Annotated in this window: 11 protein-coding genes and 1 pseudogene; 5 read left to right on the forward strand and 7 right to left on the reverse strand. The window is 69.2% G+C overall.

Translation table 11 applies throughout. The annotated features are described in order from the left end of the window. Positions 1-110: 110 nt before the first annotated feature. Complete coding sequence (locus ACIP4O_RS06630) at positions 111-950, forward strand: response regulator transcription factor (protein ID WP_401572281.1); 840 nt, start codon at positions 111-113, stop codon at positions 948-950. Beyond that, on the forward strand, positions 943-2,055 hold the full coding sequence (locus tag ACIP4O_RS06635) for a sensor histidine kinase (protein ID WP_401572283.1): 1,113 nt from the start codon (positions 943-945) through the stop codon (positions 2,053-2,055). Before ACIP4O_RS06630 ends, ACIP4O_RS06635 begins: the two co-directional genes overlap by 8 nt. A gap of 6 nt (positions 2,056-2,061) precedes the next feature. On the opposite strand, the gene ACIP4O_RS06640 is transcribed toward ACIP4O_RS06635, so the two are convergent. After that, the gene (locus ACIP4O_RS06640) at positions 2,062-3,066 is read right to left on the reverse strand and encodes an NAD-dependent epimerase/dehydratase family protein (RefSeq protein ID WP_401572286.1); all 1,005 of its coding nucleotides are present in this window, start codon (positions 3,064-3,066) and stop codon (positions 2,062-2,064) included. Positions 3,067-3,315: 249 nt separating this feature from the next. Here ACIP4O_RS06640 and ACIP4O_RS06645 point away from each other — a divergent pair, with 249 nt between their 5' ends. Both ACIP4O_RS06645 and ACIP4O_RS06650 read left to right on the forward strand, forming a co-directional pair. Further along, complete coding sequence (locus ACIP4O_RS06645; RefSeq protein WP_401572289.1) at positions 3,316-4,737, forward strand: S8 family serine peptidase; 1,422 nt, start codon at positions 3,316-3,318, stop codon at positions 4,735-4,737. A 115-nt stretch (positions 4,738-4,852) separates the two neighbouring features. After that, positions 4,853-8,725 (forward strand): ABC transporter ATP-binding protein, encoded by a 3,873-nt coding sequence (locus ACIP4O_RS06650; RefSeq protein WP_401572292.1) that lies wholly within the window; start codon positions 4,853-4,855, stop codon positions 8,723-8,725. A gap of 107 nt (positions 8,726-8,832) precedes the next feature. Here ACIP4O_RS06650 and ACIP4O_RS06655 read toward each other — a convergent pair whose 3' ends face one another. Beyond that, entirely contained in the window at positions 8,833-9,540 is a 708-nt protein-coding gene (locus ACIP4O_RS06655; RefSeq protein ID WP_401572295.1) for an MBL fold metallo-hydrolase, read from the reverse strand. 113 nt (positions 9,541-9,653) lie between these two features. Here ACIP4O_RS06655 and ACIP4O_RS06660 point away from each other — a divergent pair, with 113 nt between their 5' ends. Continuing rightward, positions 9,654-10,181: a TetR/AcrR family transcriptional regulator gene (locus ACIP4O_RS06660; protein ID WP_401572298.1), complete on the forward strand. Its 528-nt coding sequence runs from the start codon at positions 9,654-9,656 to the stop codon at positions 10,179-10,181. A 162-nt stretch (positions 10,182-10,343) separates the two neighbouring features. On the opposite strand, the pseudogene ACIP4O_RS06665 reads toward ACIP4O_RS06660, so the two are convergent. From ACIP4O_RS06665 to ACIP4O_RS06685, 5 genes and pseudogenes are all read right to left on the reverse strand, one after another. Continuing rightward, positions 10,344-10,660: pseudogene (locus ACIP4O_RS06665) on the reverse strand (transposase); the annotation flags it as partial. A gap of 497 nt (positions 10,661-11,157) precedes the next feature. Beyond that, complete coding sequence (locus tag ACIP4O_RS06670) at positions 11,158-11,469, reverse strand: RHS repeat-associated core domain-containing protein (RefSeq protein ID WP_401572301.1); 312 nt, start codon at positions 11,467-11,469, stop codon at positions 11,158-11,160. 1,385 nt (positions 11,470-12,854) lie between these two features. Continuing rightward, positions 12,855-13,112, reverse strand: coding sequence for a hypothetical protein (locus tag ACIP4O_RS06675; RefSeq protein ID WP_401572304.1), 258 nt, complete (start codon positions 13,110-13,112; stop codon positions 12,855-12,857). A gap of 930 nt (positions 13,113-14,042) precedes the next feature. Then, positions 14,043-15,164, reverse strand: coding sequence for an RHS repeat-associated core domain-containing protein (locus ACIP4O_RS06680; protein ID WP_401572307.1), 1,122 nt, complete (start codon positions 15,162-15,164; stop codon positions 14,043-14,045). 418 nt (positions 15,165-15,582) lie between these two features. Next, positions 15,583-19,035 carry an RHS repeat-associated core domain-containing protein gene (locus ACIP4O_RS06685; RefSeq protein WP_401572310.1) on the reverse strand — a complete coding sequence of 1,151 codons (3,453 nt, stop codon included), beginning with the start codon at positions 19,033-19,035 and terminating at the stop codon, positions 15,583-15,585. Positions 19,036-19,413 lie beyond the last annotated feature (378 nt).

The following is a 19,413-nucleotide window of genomic DNA, read 5'->3' on the forward strand; positions in this document are numbered from 1 at the left end:
ACGAACGCGAAAGGGGCATAACGGGCGCTTCATCTTACGAAACGCGGACGTCCGGCCCCGGGCGGGCGAGGGGCGGACCCTCGCGGGCGGCACGGTGTCACGCTGGGGCCATGCGGCAGTCGTACGAAAGAAACGGGGCGGTGGACGCCGGCGGCGGCCCGCCCCACGTCCTGGTCGTCGACGACGACCCGACGGTGGCCGAGGTGGTGACCAGTTATCTGCACCGCGCCGGTTACACCGTGGACCGCGCGGGCGACGGGCCGAGCGCGCTCGCCCGCGCGCACACGCGCCGCCCCGATCTCGTCGTCCTGGACCTGATGCTGCCCGGCATGGACGGCCTGGAGGTGTGCCGCCGCTTGCGCGCGCGGACCCCCGTACCGGTCATCATGCTCACCGCGCGCGGCGACGAGGAGGACCGCGTCCTCGGCCTGGAGCGGGGCGCCGACGACTACGTGACCAAGCCCTTCAGCCCCCGCGAGCTGGTCCTGCGCGTGGAGTCCGTACTGCGCCGCACCCGCCCTGACCCGGTGCCTGACCCCGTACGCGTCGGCCGTCTCGCCCTCGATCCCGCCGCCCGCCTCGCGACCCGCGACGGCGTCCCGCTGTCGCTGACGCTGCGCGAGTTCGACCTGCTGGCCTTCTTCCTGCGCCACCCGGGACGCGCGTACGGCCGCGAGGAGTTGATGAGCGAGGTCTGGGGCTGGGAGTTCGGGGACCTGTCCACCGTGACCGTGCACATCCGCCGGCTCCGCGCGAAGATCGAGGACGACCCGGCCGCGCCGAGGGCGATCCGGACGGTGTGGGGCGTCGGTTACCGCTTCGAGGCGGACGCGAACGGACCGGGCGAGGGGGACGCGAACCTACCGGGCACGAGGGACGCGAACGGACCGGGCGCGGTGGGGGCCGACGGACCGGGCGAGGGCGACAGGGGGGCGGGCCGTCGTGCGTGACACGCTTCTCATCGCCCTCTACGCGCTCATGGGCGCCGCCGGTGCGGGACTGGCCGGGGCGTGCGTGCTGCGGCTGCTGCGCCGCCGCTCGCTGATCACCTCGCTCGCCGTCGTCTCCGGCGTGAGCGTCGTCGCGATGCTCGCGGGAACCCTCACCGTCGCCTGGGCGATGTTCCTCTCCCCGCACGACCTGAGCGTCGTGACCACGGTCGTGGCGATGGCGGCCGTCGTCTCGCTCGCCACCGCGCTCCTCCTCGGCCGCTGGGTCGTCGCGAGCAGCAACGCGCTCGCCCGCGCGACGCGCTCCTTCGGCGACGGCGACGGCTTCCACGCGCCGGACGTGCCCGCCACCGCCGAACTGGAGGCCCTGAGCAGGGAACTCGCCGTCACCGGCGAGAAGCTCGCCGCCTCGGCGGCGCGGGAACGCGGCCTGGAGGCGTCACGGCGGGAACTGGTCGCCTGGATCTCGCACGACCTGCGCACCCCGCTCGCCGGGCTGCGCGCCATGGCGGAGGCGCTGGAGGACGGGGTGGCCGCGGAGCCCGACCGCTACCTGACCCGGATCAGGACGGAGGTGGAGCGGCTCGACGGCATGGTCGGGGACCTCTTCGAACTCTCCCGCATCCACGCCGGTTCGCTGCCCCTGCACCCCGCGCGCATGTCCCTGTACGACCTCGTCGGCGACGCCCTCGCGGGCGTGGACCCGCTCGCCCGCGAGCACGGCGTCCGGCTGGTGGGCGAAGGGGTGGAGGCGGTGCCGGTGGTGGTGGACGGCAAGGAGATGAGCCGGGTGCTCGCCAACCTCCTCGTCAACGCCATCCGCCGTACTCCCTCCGACGGGACCGTCGCCGTCGCCACGGCGCGGCACGAGGACGGCGTGGTGCTCTCCGTCTCGGACGGCTGCGGCGGCATCCCCGACCAGGACATCGGGCGGGTCTTCGACACGGGCTGGCGCGGCGAGCACGCGCGGACCCCGCCCGGCGGGGCGGGACTCGGCCTCGCCATCGTGCGCGGGATCGTGGAGGCGCACCAGGGAAGCGCCACCGTGCGCAACATCCCCGGCGGCTGCCGCTTCGAGGTCACGCTGCCGGCCGCCCCGGCGTAGGACCTCTCAGCGCGTCACCGCCGGCGCCTCGTCCGCGAACTCCCGCATCCCCTCGGCGAAGCCGGTCTCCGGCTTCCAGCCGAGGTCGGCGCGCAGCCGCGAGGAGTCGGCGGTGATGTGCCGGACGTCCCCGAGGCGGTACTCGCCCGTGACGACCGGTTCCGGGCCCCCGCACGCCCCGGCGAGCGCCCGCGCCAGCTCGCCCACCGTGTGCGGGGTCCCGCTGCCCGTGTTGTACGCGGTGAGCGCCCCCGCCTCCGTACCGGCCTCCAGCGCCGCCACGTTGGCCGCCGCCACGTCCCGTACGTGCACGAAGTCGCGCCGCTGGCGCCCGTCCTCGAAGACGCGGGGCGCCCGGCCCGCCGCGAGGGCCGAGCGGAAGAAGGAGGCGACGCCCGCGTACGGGGTGTCGCGGGGCATCCGGGGGCCGTACACGTTGTGGTAGCGCAGCGAGACCGCCGTGCCGCCCGTCGCGCGGGCCCAGGCCGCCGCCAGGTGCTCCTGGGCGAGCTTCGTCGCCGCGTAGACGTTGCGCGGGTCCGCCGGGGCGTCCTCGGCGACGAGCCCCGGCTCCAGCGGGGCCCCGCACGCGGGGCAACACGGCTCGAAGCGGCCCGCGTCGAGAGCGGCGACCGCGCGCGGCCCCGGCCGTACCGTCCCGTGGCGCGGGCACGCGTACGCGCCCTCGCCGTAGACCACCATCGACCCGGCGAGCACGAGCCGGCGGACGCCCCGCCCGGCCATCGCGGCCACGAGCACGGCGGTGCCCAGGTCGTTGCGCCCGACGTACTCGGCCGCGTCCCGCACCCCGTCGCCGAGCCCCACCATGGCCGCCTGGTGGCACACCGCGTCGATCCCCGCGAGCGCCGCCGCGAGGGCGTCCGCGTCGCGCACGTCGTGCGCCGGGTCCTCTCGTACGTCGAAGACGACGGGCTCGTGCCCGCGTGCCGCGAGCGCTTCGACGACGTGGGACCCGATGAACCCGGCACCGCCGGTGACCAGTACACGCATGCGCCCACGCTAGGCGGGCCGCCCCCGCGCGAGGGCGGCCCCGGCCAAGACGTCAGCACCTCGTAAGAACCCCGGCGGCCGCCCCCGCCCTCACCCCGCCGGAGTCCCCCGGGTGGCGCAACGCCCGCCGCCGGGGGAGTGTGATTCCGCGCCCCGACGCCGCCCGGTGCCGTCCCCTTCCGGGCGGGGCCACGGGCGCGCCCCCGTGACGGGGATCGCCGGTTGCCGTACGCCTGGGAGGACCGCCCCGTGCCCCGTACGACTCGCAGCGCCGCCACCCCCGCGCACGGCGATCCCGCCCCCGGGCGCGCCCGCCCCGCCCCCCTGCGTCTCGCCGCCCTCGCCCTCGCGTCCCTCCTCGCCCTCACCGGCTGCCAGACCGTCGCCGGGAGCGAGGCCGCCAAGCGGGCCCGCGCCGCGATGGCCACCACGCCCGAACCAGGGGCCACCGCCACCGCCGAGGCCCGCACGGCGTGCGTGCGCGCGACGGGCACCGGCTGCTACACCTTCACGCAGCTACGGGGGCTGTACGGGACGAGGACGCTCAACGACGGCGGCAACGACGGGGCCGGGACGACCGTCGCCGCGCTCGGCGTCGTCGGCTCCCCGCACCTGGCGGCCGACCTGCGGCACTTCAGCCACGCGCTGGGACTCTCCGCGCCACACCTGAAGGTCGTACGGCACAAGCCCCCGCGCGGCGCGAAGACCGCCCCGTTCGACGAGGACAACGCAGGAATGCTCGCGACCGCGCGCGAGGCCACGCTCGACATGGAGGCCCTGCACGCCATGGCCCCGCGCGCCGCCCTCGTCTTCCACCAGGTGGACCTCCCGGACGTCGACGCGGACGGCGTGCTCGACGCGCGTGCCGCCGAAGCCCTCGCCGCCGCGATGCGCACCGTACTCACCGAGCAGCGCCCCGACGTCCTCTCGCTCAGCTTCGTCATGTCCGAGCGCGGCGACAGCGCGGACCAGGTCGCGAGCATCGCCCGCGAGCTGCGCCCCGTGCTCGCCGAGGCGGCGCGCGCCGGTACCACCGTCGTCGCCGCGAGCGGCGACGACGGCGCCTCGCCCGGTTCGGCGCAGGCCGCCCACCTCGGCGCGAAGCCCGTCCGCGGCGTCGCCTGGCCCGCCTCCGATCCCTCCGTGACCGCCGTCGGCGGCACCCGCGTCACGCTCGACGAGGCGGGGCACCGCCGGGCCGCCGACACCGTGTGGAACGACAGGGGCGGCGCCCCCGGGGGCGGCACCTCGGTGCTCATGCGCAGGCCGCGCTACCAGGACGGGGTACGGGACGTGACCGGCGCCCGGCGCGGCGTCCCCGACGTCTCGCTCAGCGCCTCCGCCGCCGGGTCCACCATGGTCTGGTTCACGCACGCCGGGCGCGGCGCCTGGGTGCCCATGCTCGGCACGAGCCTCGCCGCGCCCCTCTTCGGCGGCATCGTCGCGCTCGCCGCGCAGCGCGCGGGCCACGGCCTCGGCGCGGTCAACCCCGCCCTCTACCGGCTGGGCCGGGACGGCGGCGTACGGGACGTCACGACGGGCGACAACGCCACGGAGGGCACGAGCGGCTACCGGGCGCGGCGCGGCTACGACCTCGCGAGCGGCCTCGGGACGGTGGACGCGGGCAAGCTCGTGCCCGCCCTCGTGCCCGCCCTCGCCAAGCCCGAATGAGCCCCGTACGCCCCCCGCGCGCTCCCTCCGCCGCATTGCGCCGCGTAACGGCGGGATGAAATCCGCAGCTCCGGGTGTTGGCGCCTGCGGCGAGACGGATCACCAGGAGGCATGCGTGGCGGCAGGAGCACAGGCCCGGAACCCGGAGCGGGAACCGGACAGGGAACGGGACCGCGAGCGGGACACCCGTACCGGGGACGGCGCGAGGACACCTGCCCCCGACCCCGCCGCCGGGGGCCCCGGCTGGGCCGGACGCCTCGCCCGGTACGCCTGGCGCTATCGCAAGGACGTGATCCTCTCCCTCGGCGCCTCGCTCGCCGGGATGGCCGTCATGGCGCTCATCCCGCTGCTCACCAAGATCATCATCGACGACGTGATCGGCGGCTCCCGCTCGATGGCCACGTGGGGCGGGCTGCTGCTCGGCGCCGCGGTGGCCGTCTACGTCACCGCGTACCTGCGCCGCTTCTACGGCGGCCGGCTCGCGCTCGACGTGCAGTTCGACCTGCGCCGCGACATGTACCGCACGCTGACCCGCCTCGACGGGCGCCGTCAGGACGAGCTGTCCACCGGTCAGGTCGTCGGGCGCGCCACGAGCGACCTCCAGCTGATCCAGGGCCTGCTGTTCATGCTGCCCATGACGATCGGCAACGTCCTCCTCTTCGTCATGTCGCTCATCATCATGGCGACGCTGTCGATCCCGCTCACGCTCGTCGCCCTCGCCGTCGCCCCCGCCATCTACTTCATCGCCCGCCGCTCCCGCAGCCGCCTCCACCCCGCGACCTGGTACGCGCAGGCGCAGGCCGCCGCCGTCGCGGGCGTCGTGGACGGCGCCGTCTCCGGGGTCCGCGTCGTCAAGGGCTTCGGGCAGGAGGAGCAGGAGACCGGCAAGCTGCGCGAGGTCGGCCGCCGCCTCTTCGCCGGGCGGCTGCGCACCATCCGCCTCAACGCCAAGTACACGCCCGCGCTCCAGGCCGTACCCGCCCTCGGGCAGGTCGCGATGCTCGCGCTCGGCGGCTGGCTCGCGGTGCGCGGCCACATCACGCTCGGCACGTTCGTCGCCTTCTCCTCCTACCTCGCCCAGCTCGTCGGCCCCGTCCGCATGCTCGCCGTCGTCCTCACCGTCGGCCAGCAGGCCCGCGCGGGCGTCGAGCGCGTCCTCCAGCTCATCGACACCGAGCCGACGCTCCAGGACGGCACCCGCGAGCTGGCGGCGGACGCGCCCGCGACCGTCGAGTTCGACGACGTGCGCTTCGGCTACGACGACGAGCGGCCCGTCCTCGACGGCCTCTCGCTCACCGTCGCGCCCGGCGAGACCGTCGCCCTCGTCGGCTCCTCCGGCTCCGGCAAGTCCACGGTCTCCCTCCTCCTCCCGCGCTTCTACGACGTGAGCCACGGCGCCGTCCTCGTCGGCGGCCACGACGTGCGCGAACTGCGCATGTCCTCGCTGCGCGCCGCGATCGGCCTCGTCCCCGAGGACTCCTTCCTCTTCTCCGACACGATCGCCGCGAACATCGCGTACGGGCACCCCGAGGCGAGCCGCGAGCAGATCGAGGCCGCCGCGCGCGCCGCGCGGGCGCACGGCTTCGTCACGGACCTCCCGGACGGCTACGAGACCGTCGTCGGCGAACAGGGACTCACTCTCTCGGGCGGCCAGCGGCAGCGCGTCGCGCTCGCCCGCGCGATCCTCGCCGACCCCCGCCTCCTCGTCCTCGACGACGCCACCTCGGCGATCGACGCGCGCGTCGAGCACGAGATCTTCGAGGCCCTGCGCGGCGTCATGGCCGGCCGTACGACCCTCCTCATCGCCCACCGCCGCTCCACGCTCGCCCTCGCCGACCGCATCGCGGTCCTGGACGGCGGGCGGATAGCCGCCGTCGGCACGTACGAGGAACTGGAGCGCGAATCGGCGCTCTTCCGCCGCCTCCTCACCGACCCCGAGGAACTCGGCGGGGTCTCGCCCGGCCACGTCCTGCCGCACGACCGGCCCGAGGACGAGTCCGTCCGCGCCGAACTCGACGCCGAGTACGACGCCGAGCGCGGCATCACCCCCCAGCTGTGGACCGGCGACCGCACCCCGCGCGACACCGCCCTCGACGGCATGCCCGCGACGCCCGAACTCCTCGCGCAGGTCGACGCGCTGCCCGCCGCGAAGGACATCCCCGACATCGACGAGGCACGCGCCATCGCACCCGAGGACGCCTACGGGCTGCGCCGCCTGCTGCGCGGCTTCGGCCGCCCCCTGACGCTCAGCCTCCTGCTGGTCGCGGTCGACGCGGGCCTCGGCCTCGCGCTGCCCGTGCTCATCCGGCACGGCATCGACGACGGCGTCAACCGCATGGCGCTCGGCGCCGTGTGGCTCTCCGCCCTCCTCGGTCTCGGCGCGGTCCTCCTCCAGTGGGGCGCGCAGTTCGGCGAGAACCGCCTGACGGGCCGCACCGGGGAGCGGATGCTCTACTCGCTGCGCCTGAAGATCTTCGCGCACCTCCAGCGGCTCGGGCTCGACTACTACGAGCGCGAGCTGACCGGCCGCATCATGACCCGCATGACGACGGACGTCGACGCCCTGTCGTCCTTCCTCCAGACAGGGCTCGTCACCGCCTTCGTCTCCGTCGTCACCTTCTTCGGGATCATGGCGGCACTCCTCGTCATCGACGTCGAACTCGCCCTGCTCGTCTTCGCGACGCTGCCCGTCCTGATCGTCTCGACGTACTTCTTCCGCAAGCGCAGCGTGCGCGCCTACAAGCTCGCCCGCGAGCGGATCTCGACGGTCAACTCCGAGCTCCAGGAGATGGTCGCGGGGCTGCGCATCGTGCAGGCCTTCCGGCGCGAGGAGTCGGGCTACGAGAAGTTCTCGCGCGACGCGCGGGCGTACCGGCAGGCGCGGGTACGGGGCCAGTGGCTCATCTCCGTCTACTTCCCCTTCGTCCAGCTCCTCTCCACCGCCGCGACCGTCCTCGTCCTCTCCGTCGGCGCGCACCGCGTCGACGCGGGCACCCTCACGACCGGCGCGCTCGTCGCCTACCTCCTCTACATCGATCTGTTCTTCTCACCGATCCAGCAGCTCTCGCAGGTCTTCGACGGCTACCAGCAGGCGAGCGTCTCGCTCGGCCGCGTGCAGGAACTCCTCGTCGAGCCCACCTCGACGGGGCAGGCCGCCCGCCCGCTCCCGGTCGGCGAGCGGCTGCGGGGCGAGATCTCCTTCCGGAACGTCGACTTCGCGTACGGGGACGAGACGGCGCTCCACGACGTGGACCTCACCCTGCCCGCGGGCCAGACCGTGGCCTTCGTGGGGGAGACGGGGGCGGGCAAGTCGACGCTCGTCAAGCTCGTCGCCCGCTTCTACGACCCGACCTCGGGGCGCGTCACGGTCGACGGCACCGACCTGCGGGAGCTGGACCTCGCCCAGTACCGGCACCGGCTCGGTGTCGTGCCGCAGGAGGCGTACCTCTTCGCGGGCTCGATCCGCGACGCGATCGCCTACGGGCGGCCCGAGGCGAGCGACGCGGAAGTCGAGGCGGCGGCCCGCGCGGTCGGCGCCCACGACATGATCGCCTCGCTCGACGGCGGCTACCTCCACGAGGTCGCGGAGCGGGGCCGCAACCTCTCGGCGGGCCAGCGGCAGCTGATCGCGCTGGCGAGGGCGGAACTGGTGGACCCGGACATCCTGCTCCTGGACGAGGCCACGGCGGCCCTCGACCTCGCGAGCGAGGCCCAGGTGACCCGCGCCACGGAACGCCTCGCGGGCCGCCGCACGACGCTCGTGGTCGCCCACCGCCTGACGACGGCCGCCCGCGCGGACCGCGTCGTGGTCATGGACCAGGGCCGCGTCGCCGAGGACGGCACCCACGCCGATCTGCTGGCACTGAACGGCAAGTACGCGAGGCTGTGGCGGACGTTCCTGGGCGAGACGGTCTCCCCGGAGGGGGAGGCTTCGCGGGACGGGTTCCGGGACGGCGGGCCGGAGGCGGTGGGGGCGCGGGTGGTGTGAGAGGGGCGGGGGTGGTGTGAGGGGGGCGGGGGTGGCGTGAGGGGGCGCGGGCGGGGTGGCGGGACGGCGCTCGCTCCGGCCCCGGGTGCCGCGTACCGCCCGGGGCCTCACGCCTTCTCGATCCGCTCCACCAGCTCCGCCGGGCTCGCGTGCCAGGGGGTGCCGTGGCCCGGGAGGACCCAGGAGGCGGCGAGGGGGGCGAGGCGGGAGAGGGAGGCGTGGGCCTCGGCGGGGTCGTCCGTGAAGGGGGCCGGCTGGGGGCCCGTGCGGCCGGTGAGGACGTGGCGGGTGGTGAGGGCGTCGCCGACGAACACCGCGTCCGCGAGGGGGACGTGGACGGCGACGCTGCCGGGGGAGTGGCCCGGCATGCCGACGATCACGGGGCCGCCCGGGAGGTCGAGGACATCGCCGTCGTGGACCTCGGTGACCTCGGAGACGTACTTCGGTCGCAGGCCGTTCTTGCGGAGCGAGTAGCCGAGGAAACCGAGCATGGCGCCGGGCCGCATCGGGCCCGCCGGGGTCTTCGGCTTCTCACCGGTACGGGTGCGGTGGGCGTCCGCCTCGTGCACGTACACCGGGACGCCGTGCTCGGCGCGCAGCCGTTCGGCGAAACCGATGTGGTCCGAGTCGCCGTGGGTCAGGACGAGGCCCCGGATGTCGTCGGCGGTCTTGCCGATCGCGCGCAGCTCACGCTGGAGGTCGTTCCAGTGCCCGGGGAGCCCGGCGTCCACGAGCGTGATGCCTTCGGGGGTGTCGATGAGGTACGAGGCGACGATGTCGTTGCCGAGGCGGTGGAGGTGCGGGGCGAGCTGCATGGCGTACTCCCGGGGACCGGTCGATGGCTAATTGGTTTAGCTTTCACGGCTAAGGTACATAGCTATGATGGCTACAGTCAATAGCCTTCGCTGTCGCTCCCGAAAGGTGGATCATGCCGAGCCCCGAGAAGACCTCCTTCGCCGTCATCGTCGCGGCAGGCCGTGAACTCCTGGAATCCGAGGGCCCCGAGGGCCTCACGATGCAGAAGGTCGCGACCCGCGTCGGTGTCCGCGCCCCGTCCCTCTACAAGCACGTGGCCAACCGCGCGGCACTCCTGGACGCCGTGGCGGAGGCCACGGTCGAGGACCTGGCCGACCGCATCGCCCGCACCGACGGCACCCTCCCCGCCATCGCCCGCTGCTACCGCGCCTTCTCCACCGCCCACCCGGAAGCGTTCCGCCTCGTGATGCACTCCACCCACGCCCCCCGCCCCGCCCTCGCCCGCGCCGCCCAGCCCCTCATCGACGCGACCGCCGTCCTCACGGGCCCCGAGGAATCCCTGGACGCGGCCCGCTTCGTCACGGCCTGGCTCACGGGCTTCATCGGCATGGAACTGAGCGGCTCCTTCCGCCTGGGAGGCGACGTGGACAGGGCCTTCGCGTACGGGCTGGAGGCGTTGTACGAGGGGCTGGCGCGGTGAGGGGGAGGGACGCGCTCTTGGACGGGCTCTGATGCCGTCGACGATGCAGTACGCCTCGTACCCGTTCGTCGTGCGCAGGGAGAGGGGCTGGCCGGTGGTGGGGTCGTGGTCGATGCAGGCCGTCCCGTCCTTCAGCGTGACCTCGGGCGGGGCTTCGGGGCTCACTTCGCCCCCCGAGCGCCATAGGCGGCTGCCCGGCGCAGGGTCTCCCGCTCCGTCTGCCACTTCCTCTCCGCCTTCAGCAGCCGATGGTTCTCGGCCCGCAGCCGGGCCAGCTCCTCGGCCGGGCTGAGCGCGGTGCCATCCGGCGGCCCGGGCGCAGGCCGGCCGGCGTCCTTGCGGACCCACGCGCGCAGCGTCTCCCCGGTGATCCCGAGATCCGCGGCCACCGCCGCGTATGTCCGCTTACCGCCTGACGCGCGATACAGCGCGACAGCATCCTTCCGGAACTCCTCCGGATACGGAGACTTCCTTCCCACCTGGGCATCCCTCCCTGGACCATCAAGATCCAACGTCAGGGTGTCCACTCCAAAGGTCAGCCAGATCGCAACCCACAAGAGGACGGAAGGTGTTCCTGTGGCCGCCTCGGATCACAGCTCATCGTCGTGGCGCGAGCGCCACCGCAGGAAATGCTCGATGCCGAGAGCCACTATCCCGCACCCCCCTGCCCACAGGACAAGAAGGAGCGCGTCATGAGGCGTGTCCCACTTCACTGAATCCGGAGCGAATGGATACGACACCAGGAATACCAGTAATCCGAGAAATGGCCCTCGGATACTCACCGATCCTTTCGGATCACCCTGACGCCTCGTCATTAAGTGCACCTCCCGCGCCCGCCAATGCTCCACCGAAACCGCCAACGGCTGTCCCTGCTATGCACCCGGCCTCAAGGTTACGCTGTCCGCGATCGCACCTGTGACCGCGAAGCTCATTAAATTATGGACAACCTTCTTGAGGCCGCTCCATAAACTCATGCCTAGCTGGTCCACGTTGCTAATGGGGTCGCCACCCGCGTATGCGTAGAGTTTCCGCGGGCGGGGTCGGCGAGGAAGCTGAGTTTGCCCTGGGTGGTGAAGCGGCCGGTGGTGGGGTCGTACCAGCGCTGGCCGAACTTCACGTAGCCCGTCGTCTTGTCGTAGGTGCCACCCACGAAGCGGTAGGGGTTCTGAACGCCCGCCGTGCCGGTTTCCTTCGTTGTCTGGACGGTGCCGTAGGGGTCGTAGTCGTAGATCGTGGACTGCACGGTGGACTGGTTGATGAACTGGACCGGGTTCCCGATGCCGTCCACGATCTAGTACGCCTCGTACCCGTTGGTCGTCCGGAGCGAGAGGGGCTGGCCGGTGGTGGGGTCGTGGTCGATGTACGCCGTCCCCTCCTTCAACTGCACTTGCTCGATGACGGGCATGCCGTACTGGTCGGGGGCACCGTGGACGTAACCGGTCTTCTCGCCCTCGTCGCTGGTCTGGGAGACGAGCTCTCGTTGGCGTCTGTGCCGGCGTAACTACCTGGCGGGCGAGCGCACCAGCCGTCCCACTGCGGCCGAGCGGTGCGAGGAGGCGGAGGTCTGGCCCGACCGCTTGACGACCCAGACGAGGCCGCGCACCGCTCTGCTGGGCCCCGTGCCATGCACCTGCCGCCGCAAATGCCGGATTTCGCAGGAGGCCCTCGGGCCGACCCCTCGTTGTTAGGAGTCGGGCCGAGGCTGCGGAGTGGTGCATGCCCGCGCTACTGCGTTTTCGGGCGAGAAATCCATCGGCTCATCGATTTGTCTTATTCTTTCCTATTTTTTGAATCGCTTCACAAGGTAAGCTGCGGCGGCCACCACGATGAGCACCAGGATTATGCCGATTACCCACCCGGGGGTATTCGAACTGTTTGAGTTCACTGCCGCTAGACCGTACACTTCTTCGTTCACCACGTATGCTCCACATTCGCGCTGCATTCAGGAGGGTAAAGTTGACCTCACTGGAAAAACAGAAAAACAGCCCCGACGCACATTAGTATGGCGATTCCCCGATAAGACCAGGACAGGAAAGTAAAGGGTACTTCACTCTGCTTGCGCCCGGTCATAGATTCAAAGATTCGGGAATTTATCTTCGCGAATTTTTTAGCGCCGCGCGCGGCGATAAATCCAATAGCGAAGATGACTATCCCGCCGATCATATTGCTGGACAAGTTGATCCATCTTTCATATTATTTTTCTGACGTTTGAGGTCACGCTGCGGGAGGCCAGCGAATGGCCTCCCGCAGCGACTTTCAGGCAGGGCGTGCGTGCTGGCGACTAGAAAAGCCAGCGGTGCCCGAATTCGAGACCTGGGGAGCTCAGTCCAGCGCCCCCGCCCCATGAAAAGCCCCCTGTATCCGACAAATCCAGCTCCGCGTCACCCAAGACTGCATTGACATTCCCATACCACCCTGAATCGACGCTACCGCTGTTGAGGTCCACGCTGAATCCTCCGCCGAATCCACAGCACCCCGCCTGGAAGTACCCTCCGCCATCACTCTCATCGTGGTTCTGCGCATAACCGCCCCCGATGCAGCCGAGAAAACAAACCTCTGCGCCAATCGACCATGAATAGTCCTGACCGGCGGGGATCGATGTTGTTAACAGGGTTGTCGCCTGCGTATGCGTAACGGTTTCCGCGGGCGGCGTTGGCGAGGAAGCTGTACCGGTCAGGGGCCGACGATCAGCCACAGAACGAGGATCGCGTCGAGCTGGGGGTCGTGGCGGTAGACGAGGGTGATGCCCCGCCGGCCAGTCTGCTCGGGGAGCAGGTCGACGCCGTAGGACTGGCTGCGCGGGTCCGCGTCCGGCAGGCGGCGCGCGCGACCCGGGACCGGGTCCTCCTCCAGAGCGGCCCGGATCGACTCCACGGCCGCGCGCTCCCTCGTCGTCAGGTCGCCGAGCACTTTGTCGGCGCTGTACGTCACCTCCGGTCTCCCTTGCCTATCTTCCCGCCCAGCTCGAAGGCGACATCGCGAGTGGAGCGGGTAGCGTCCGAACAGCCCAACTCACTCGGAGATCTTCCTCACCAAACTCTTCGCATCATTTAGCCGAAGAGGTGACGCCAGCAATCTCTGGCCATTCATGAAACCTCGCCCAGGTCTGGTGATCCTGACCGCCCCCTGTTCGTAAGAGGCTTCGCACCCACTCCTATCAGCCTCCCAGGCGACACCATCAATAAAGCCAAATGTTCGAGAATATTCGAACACTATAACTCGTCGATCCGTTAGGAGTATGCCATATCCGGCCAGCAGAAAATGGAAGGGAATCCGATGATGTGGAATTCGAGTGTGCAGTGTTAACTCTACCGATTCTTCTTTGCAGAGAAAGCGATCCACGCCACGGAAACGCCAGTTCATTCGGTCCTCGTTTCCAGGCCAGGGGCGTCGGACCGGCCGCTCACCACTGCCCACAGGAAGTCTGCAGAGATGGTGGAGGGGGCTCTTGACCCCCGCCATGACCGCAAGCACGATGCTCGCACGAATCACAGTCGCATCATGAGCTCTTGTCGCGCTGGATGACCCTGAATATGAGATACAGCAATGGGCCAACGATGACAGCGAAGACGATCAGTGCTGTTACGTGCGAAATCCCTGCCAGGTCGACAAGGATTCCGGCTGCACTGAAGAGAACCGCTACAACGATCAGGGTTAGGAGTAGATTTCTGTTCATTTTCCCCTCTGGTGTAATTTGGCTTCGGGGCGGCATTTAATGCCGCCCCGAAGTCGACCGATCAAATCGCGAACGCTCGGATGAGCCCTAGCTTCCTAGCGCTTCTCCTACGAGAAGTCCTACATCGAATGCAATCCCCGCAACGCCACCTGCGACGGTCCCCACACCAGTTCCGACTACCGGGACTACAGAATCTGCAAAACCACCAGCAATTCCGCCGAACGTTGCAGTCGAGCCAACGAACCCGACATCAGATTTGAAGTCATCGAGCGAATACTGGCCGTGGGATCGCTGTTGTTGATGGGGTCGCCGCCCGCATAGGCGTAGCGATTTCCGCGCGCCGGGTCACCGAGGAAGCTGAGTTTGTCCTGGGTGGTGAAGCGGCCGGTGGTGGGGCCGTACCAGCGTTGGCCGAACTTCACGTAGCCGGTGGTTTTGTCGTAGGTGCCGACGACGAAGCGGTAGGGGTTCTGGGTGCCAGCGGTGCCGGTTTCCTTTGTCGTCTGGACGGTGCCGTAGGGGTCGTAGTCGTAGATCGTGGACTGGACCGTGGACTGGTTGATGAACTGGACCGGGTTTCCGATGCCGTCGACGATGTAGTACGCCTCGTACCCGTTCGTCGTGCGCAGGGCGAGGGGCTGGCCGGTGGTGGGGTCGTGGTCGATGTGCGCCGTCCCCTCCTTCAACTGCACTTGCTCGATGACGGGCATGCCGTACTGGTCGGGGGCACCGTAGACGTAGCTGGTCTTCTCGCCCTCGTCGCTGGTCTGGGAGACCAGTTCGTTGGCGTCCTCGCCGGCGTAGGTGTATCTGCTGGTGCCCGTGCTGGTCTTGGCGCTGACCATGCGGTTGGTGCCGTCGTAGGTGACGATGGAGAGCTTGGCGGCCTTGGTCTGGTTGCCCTGGGCGTCGTACGTGTAGCCGTCGCTGGTGATCTGGTTAGCGGTGTCGAAGGCCAGGGACTGATCCGCGCTGCCGTCGGAAGAAGTCTTGCGGTTGCCGCGGGCGTCGTACGTGTAGGTGTACGTCTTGCCACCCCCGTCCGTCGCGACCTTCGTCAGCCGGTTCGCCTTGTCGTACGTGTACTTGGTGGTCTTGCCGCTCAGGTTGTCCTTACTCCACTGGATCAGGTCGGTGTTGTCGGCCTTGTCGGTCGAGCAGGATGAGGTGGAGCCGAGGCTGCGGCAGTAGGTGGCGTCGAACTGGCGGGTGGTGTCGGTGGCGGGTCGAATAGCAGCGCCCAGGGACCATCCCGAAAGGGAAAGGGCACCCTCTCCTTTACGGAGCAGGGTGCCCTTCTCTCGCAACTCGAGTGCTTCCAGGAGTTAGCGCCTGCGCTTTTCCATCCAGCGCTCTGCGGAATGATCAATTCCAAGAGCCAACACGCCACACGCCATCGCCCACAGAACCAGCAGAAGGATAGGCGCCCCCCAATCGAATCCCACCCTATTGGGCGCAAACGGATACGTGAGGAAGAAGAGTGCGAGCGCCATGAGGAGCGCGCGGATAGAAGTCACCGGCATCTCTCCTTAGCAAACGAAGGCTATTTCTCCCGTCTCTCCGGCTTACTCCTGTAGAGGCGCACGAGTTCACCACCTATCAGTGCCGACATCAGGCCGCTCACCACTGCCCACAAGACGTCTGCGGAGATGAGCGAGAAAATCAACACCGCGAGGAAAATAATACCTGCGAGAGCGAGGAGAGCTATCCGTGCTTTCGCGTCCATCAGAGTAGATCCCAAATCGGTGTCGCCATCTTCTTCCAGAAACTGGAACTCGCACCCACGCCCCGCATTGGTTTCGGGCATTCATCCCAGACGTTCCAAGTCGAGACGGATGAAGCCACTCCACCCCCGGCAGCTGCAAGGCCGCTGCTGGAGGCCAGAGCCAAGCCGCCGGCCACCGCAATAGCTGATGCTTTTACGCAACTTTTAGTGCTAAGACCCGTGGGGTCCGACGCGTTCACCGGGTTGCTACCCGCGTAAGCGTACCGATTTCCTTCGCCGGGATTGGCGAGGAAGCTGAGTTTGTCTTGTGTGGTGAAGCGGCCAGTGGTGGGGTCGTACCAGCGTTGGCCGTATTTCACGTAGCCGGTGGTTTTGTCGTAGGTGCCGCCGACGAAGCGGTAGGGGTTCTGGACTCCTGCGGTGCCGGTTTCCTTTGTCGTCTGGACGGTGCCGTAGGGGTCGTAGTCGTAGATCGTGGACTGGACCGTGGACTGGTTGATGAACTGCACCGGGTTTCCGATGCCGTCGACGATGTAGTACGCCTCGTACCCGTTGGTTGTCCGGAGGGAGAGGGGCTGGCCGGTGGTGGGGTCGTGGTCGATGTACGCCGTTCCCTCCTTCAGCTTGACCTGTTCGATGACGGGCATGCCGTACTGGTCGGGGGCGCCGTAGACGTAAGTGGTCTTCTCGCCCTCGTCGCTGGTCTGGGAGACGAGTTCGGTGGCGTCCTGCCCGGCGTAGGTGTAGCTGCTGGTGCCCTTGGTGGTCTTGGCGCCGGTCATGCGGTTGGCGGCGTCGTAGGTGACCGTGGACAGCTTGGCGGTCTTGGTCTGGTTGCCCTGGGCGTCGTAGGTGTAGCCGTCGCTGGTGATCTGGTTGGCAGCGTCGAAGGCCAGGGACAGGTCGGTGCTGCCGTCGGAGGAGGATTTGCGGTTGCCGCGGGCGTCGTACGTGTAGGTGTACGTCGTGCCACCCCCGTCCGTCGCGACCTTCGTCAGGCGATTCGCCTTGTCGTACGTGTACTTGGTGGTCTTGCCGCTCAGGTTGTCCTTACTCCACTGGATGAGGCCGGTGTTGTCGGCCTTGTCGGTGGAGCAGGATGAGGTGGAGCCGAGGCTGCGGCAGTAGGTGGCGTCGAACTGGCGGGTGGTGTCGGTCGCGGGGCCCTGGTCGGCCCAGACGCGGCTGATGCGGCCGGACTTGTCGTAGTCCTGGTGCACGTGCGCCTTGAAGATCGTCTTCGCGTCGTTGGTGCCGTAGTACGTGTCCGTGCGACGACCGCGATCGTCGTAGCTGAACCCGATCTTCGTCTTCGTCGACGGGGCGTCCGTGATCGCCTGGGTGAGCTTGTCCGCCTGGTCGTACGTGTATTGGGTGGTGCCGCGCGCGTCGGTGGTGGTGAGGCGGTTGCCGTTCTTGTCGTACGTGTACGACAGCGTGCCCCCGCCCGAGGTCGCGGTCCGCGAGGTCATCGCGCCGAGGTCGTCGTACCCGTAGGTGACCGTCCCGGTCCCATCGGTGCGCGTCTTGGTCCGCCCGAAGGCGTCGTAGGTGTAGGTGACGTCCGGAGTCGAGTCGCTGTAGTCGACCTTCGCCACGCGGTCGGCGTCGTCGTACGTGGTCGTGGTCGTGATGCCCCGGCCGTCCGTCGCGGTGGCCAGGCGCCCCCATGCGTCGTAGGTGTACGACTGCGACTTGAGCGAGCCGCCGGCCGGGTCGACCTTCGTCAGTTGCTTGTCGCTGTTGTACGTGTACGAGGTATCGGTGTTGTTGCCGGGGTCGGTGCTGGTCTTGACGGTGCCGTCGTCGTTGTAGTCGACCTTCGCCTCGGCCGCCTCCGCGTTCGACGAGGAGGCCAGGTTCCCGGCGCCGTTGTAGGAGTAGGCGGACTTGTTCGACTGGCCGTCCGTCGACTCCGAGGGCGAGTACTTCGAGCCCGCTGCCGTGTTCCCGTACGCGGCGGAGAACGTGGAGCCGTCCGCCCCCTCGGACTTGGTGAGCGATTCGCCGTCGTTGGCGCCGAAAGTGTTCGTCGTCGTGCCCGCGCTCGCGCCCGAACCGTCCGTCGAGGAGGCGGTGTCGAAGTTCGCCGTGTACGTCTTCGAGCGCTCCCGGCCCTCCGCGTCCGTCGCCTTCGCCACCCGCGCCGAGTGGTTGTCGGTCAGCTCGTAGGTCGTGTGCGGGACAGCCGTGATGTCCTTGGACTGGTCCGTGTTCGGGGAGGCCATCAGCGTCTTGTCCGGGTCCCCGTACGACAGGCGGGTCACCGAATCTCCGGGCGAGCCGGGGGCCTTGTTCTCCTGGGTGATCTTCGTGGTGCCGATCGCGCCGACCTCGAAGCGCGTCACCCCGCCCCCCGGGTTGGTGACCGAGGTCAACTTGTGGCCGCTGTACGTGAAACTCGTCGTACGCCCCAGGGTGTCCTTGATCGAGACGAGGTCGCCGGTGCCGTCGACGGTGTAGGTGACGGAGCGCTTCTTGCCGCCGGAGGCGGTCTGCGCCAGCGTCGTGACCCGCCCGTTGGCCGAGGCGTACACGGCTGTGCGCTGCGTCTTCGAGCCGCGGGTGGTGACGATCGTGTCGGGCAGGTCGCCGTTCCACGAGAGCGTGGTGGCGTTGTCGTTGCGGTCGGTGATCTTCGTCAGCTTGCCCGTGCTGGTGAAGGTCTGCTTCGACTGGGAGCCGTGGTCGGTGAGGGTGTAGGTGCCGTCGTCGTTCTTCTTCAGGTCGGCCTTGAAGCCGCCCGGCGTCGTGAACCCGCTGCCGGACTTCACGAACAGGCCGGTGATCCCGCCCTGCCCGTAGTAGGTGACCGAGCCGTCCCCACGGACCTTTAGCTCGACCTCGTACGGAGTCAGCCGCCACCCGTAGCCCAGCGGTGACTTCGCCGACGTCGCGTCCGTGCCGATCGCCGCACTGTTGTACGCCGCGCCCAGGCCCACGTCACCGCTGATACCGGGCAGGCTCAGCCCGGAAGCGTTGACCAGGAGATTGCCGGAGCCGACATCGACCTGCGCGGCCGTCGAGTCCCCGGTCGAGAACTGCAAGCGCGTCGCACCGGGGCGCTCCCCCGCGCCCGCCATCGGGCTCACCCGGGCGGACTGGAGCGGGGAGAGGTCCGAGCAGTCGTCGTCGACGCACGCCTTGACCTGCCACTGGAACTGCGTCCCGATCCGCATGTCCGGCAGCTTCAGCCGCGCCACCTCACCCGAACCGACCGTCACCTCCTTCCCGTCCGCGAGGTCGTTGTCACCATTGGCCGCGTAGGTGCCGGCGTAGAACTTCGCCGTCACCTTCCCGCTCCCCGACGGCGCCACCACCTTCGCCGTCACATACGGCGTCACACTCTCCGTCAGCGCCACCAACTGCGACGGCATGTCAGGAGCCGCCGCGTACGCCGCCGGCATCCCCCACACCGCCACCGCCGACACCACAGCCGTCGCGATCCCCACCTGAACCGAGCGTCTACGGACGCCGGATGAAGACATGCGTGTCCCCCACATGAACGAAGCGCACCGCGCTGGTGCGCTCACGCATCGTCAGCCCGAGAGCTTCACGAAAGGAACACCTTTCCGATAATTCCCACACACGGTGACCCTGCGCACGCAGCGTGTTCCCATGAATTACGAAGGTTGTCGGGCGGCAAATAAAGGGCCTAGCGGGTCATCCGCCTTGCATTGCAAGGCAGATGCGGCCTGCGGGAAGGATGGGAAGGTGCGGCTGCATCGGGAGACATGAGTCACAGGAATATTCACCGGGATAAAGGCAAGAAGTGCCCACCTTTGTCGCCCGCGCGCCCGTACGCCGTCGCCCCCGGGGCTTCGCCGACG

The organism is Streptomyces sp. NPDC088923 (assembly GCF_044749745.1).
In the GTDB taxonomy this organism is placed as follows: domain Bacteria; phylum Actinomycetota; class Actinomycetes; order Streptomycetales; family Streptomycetaceae; genus Streptomyces.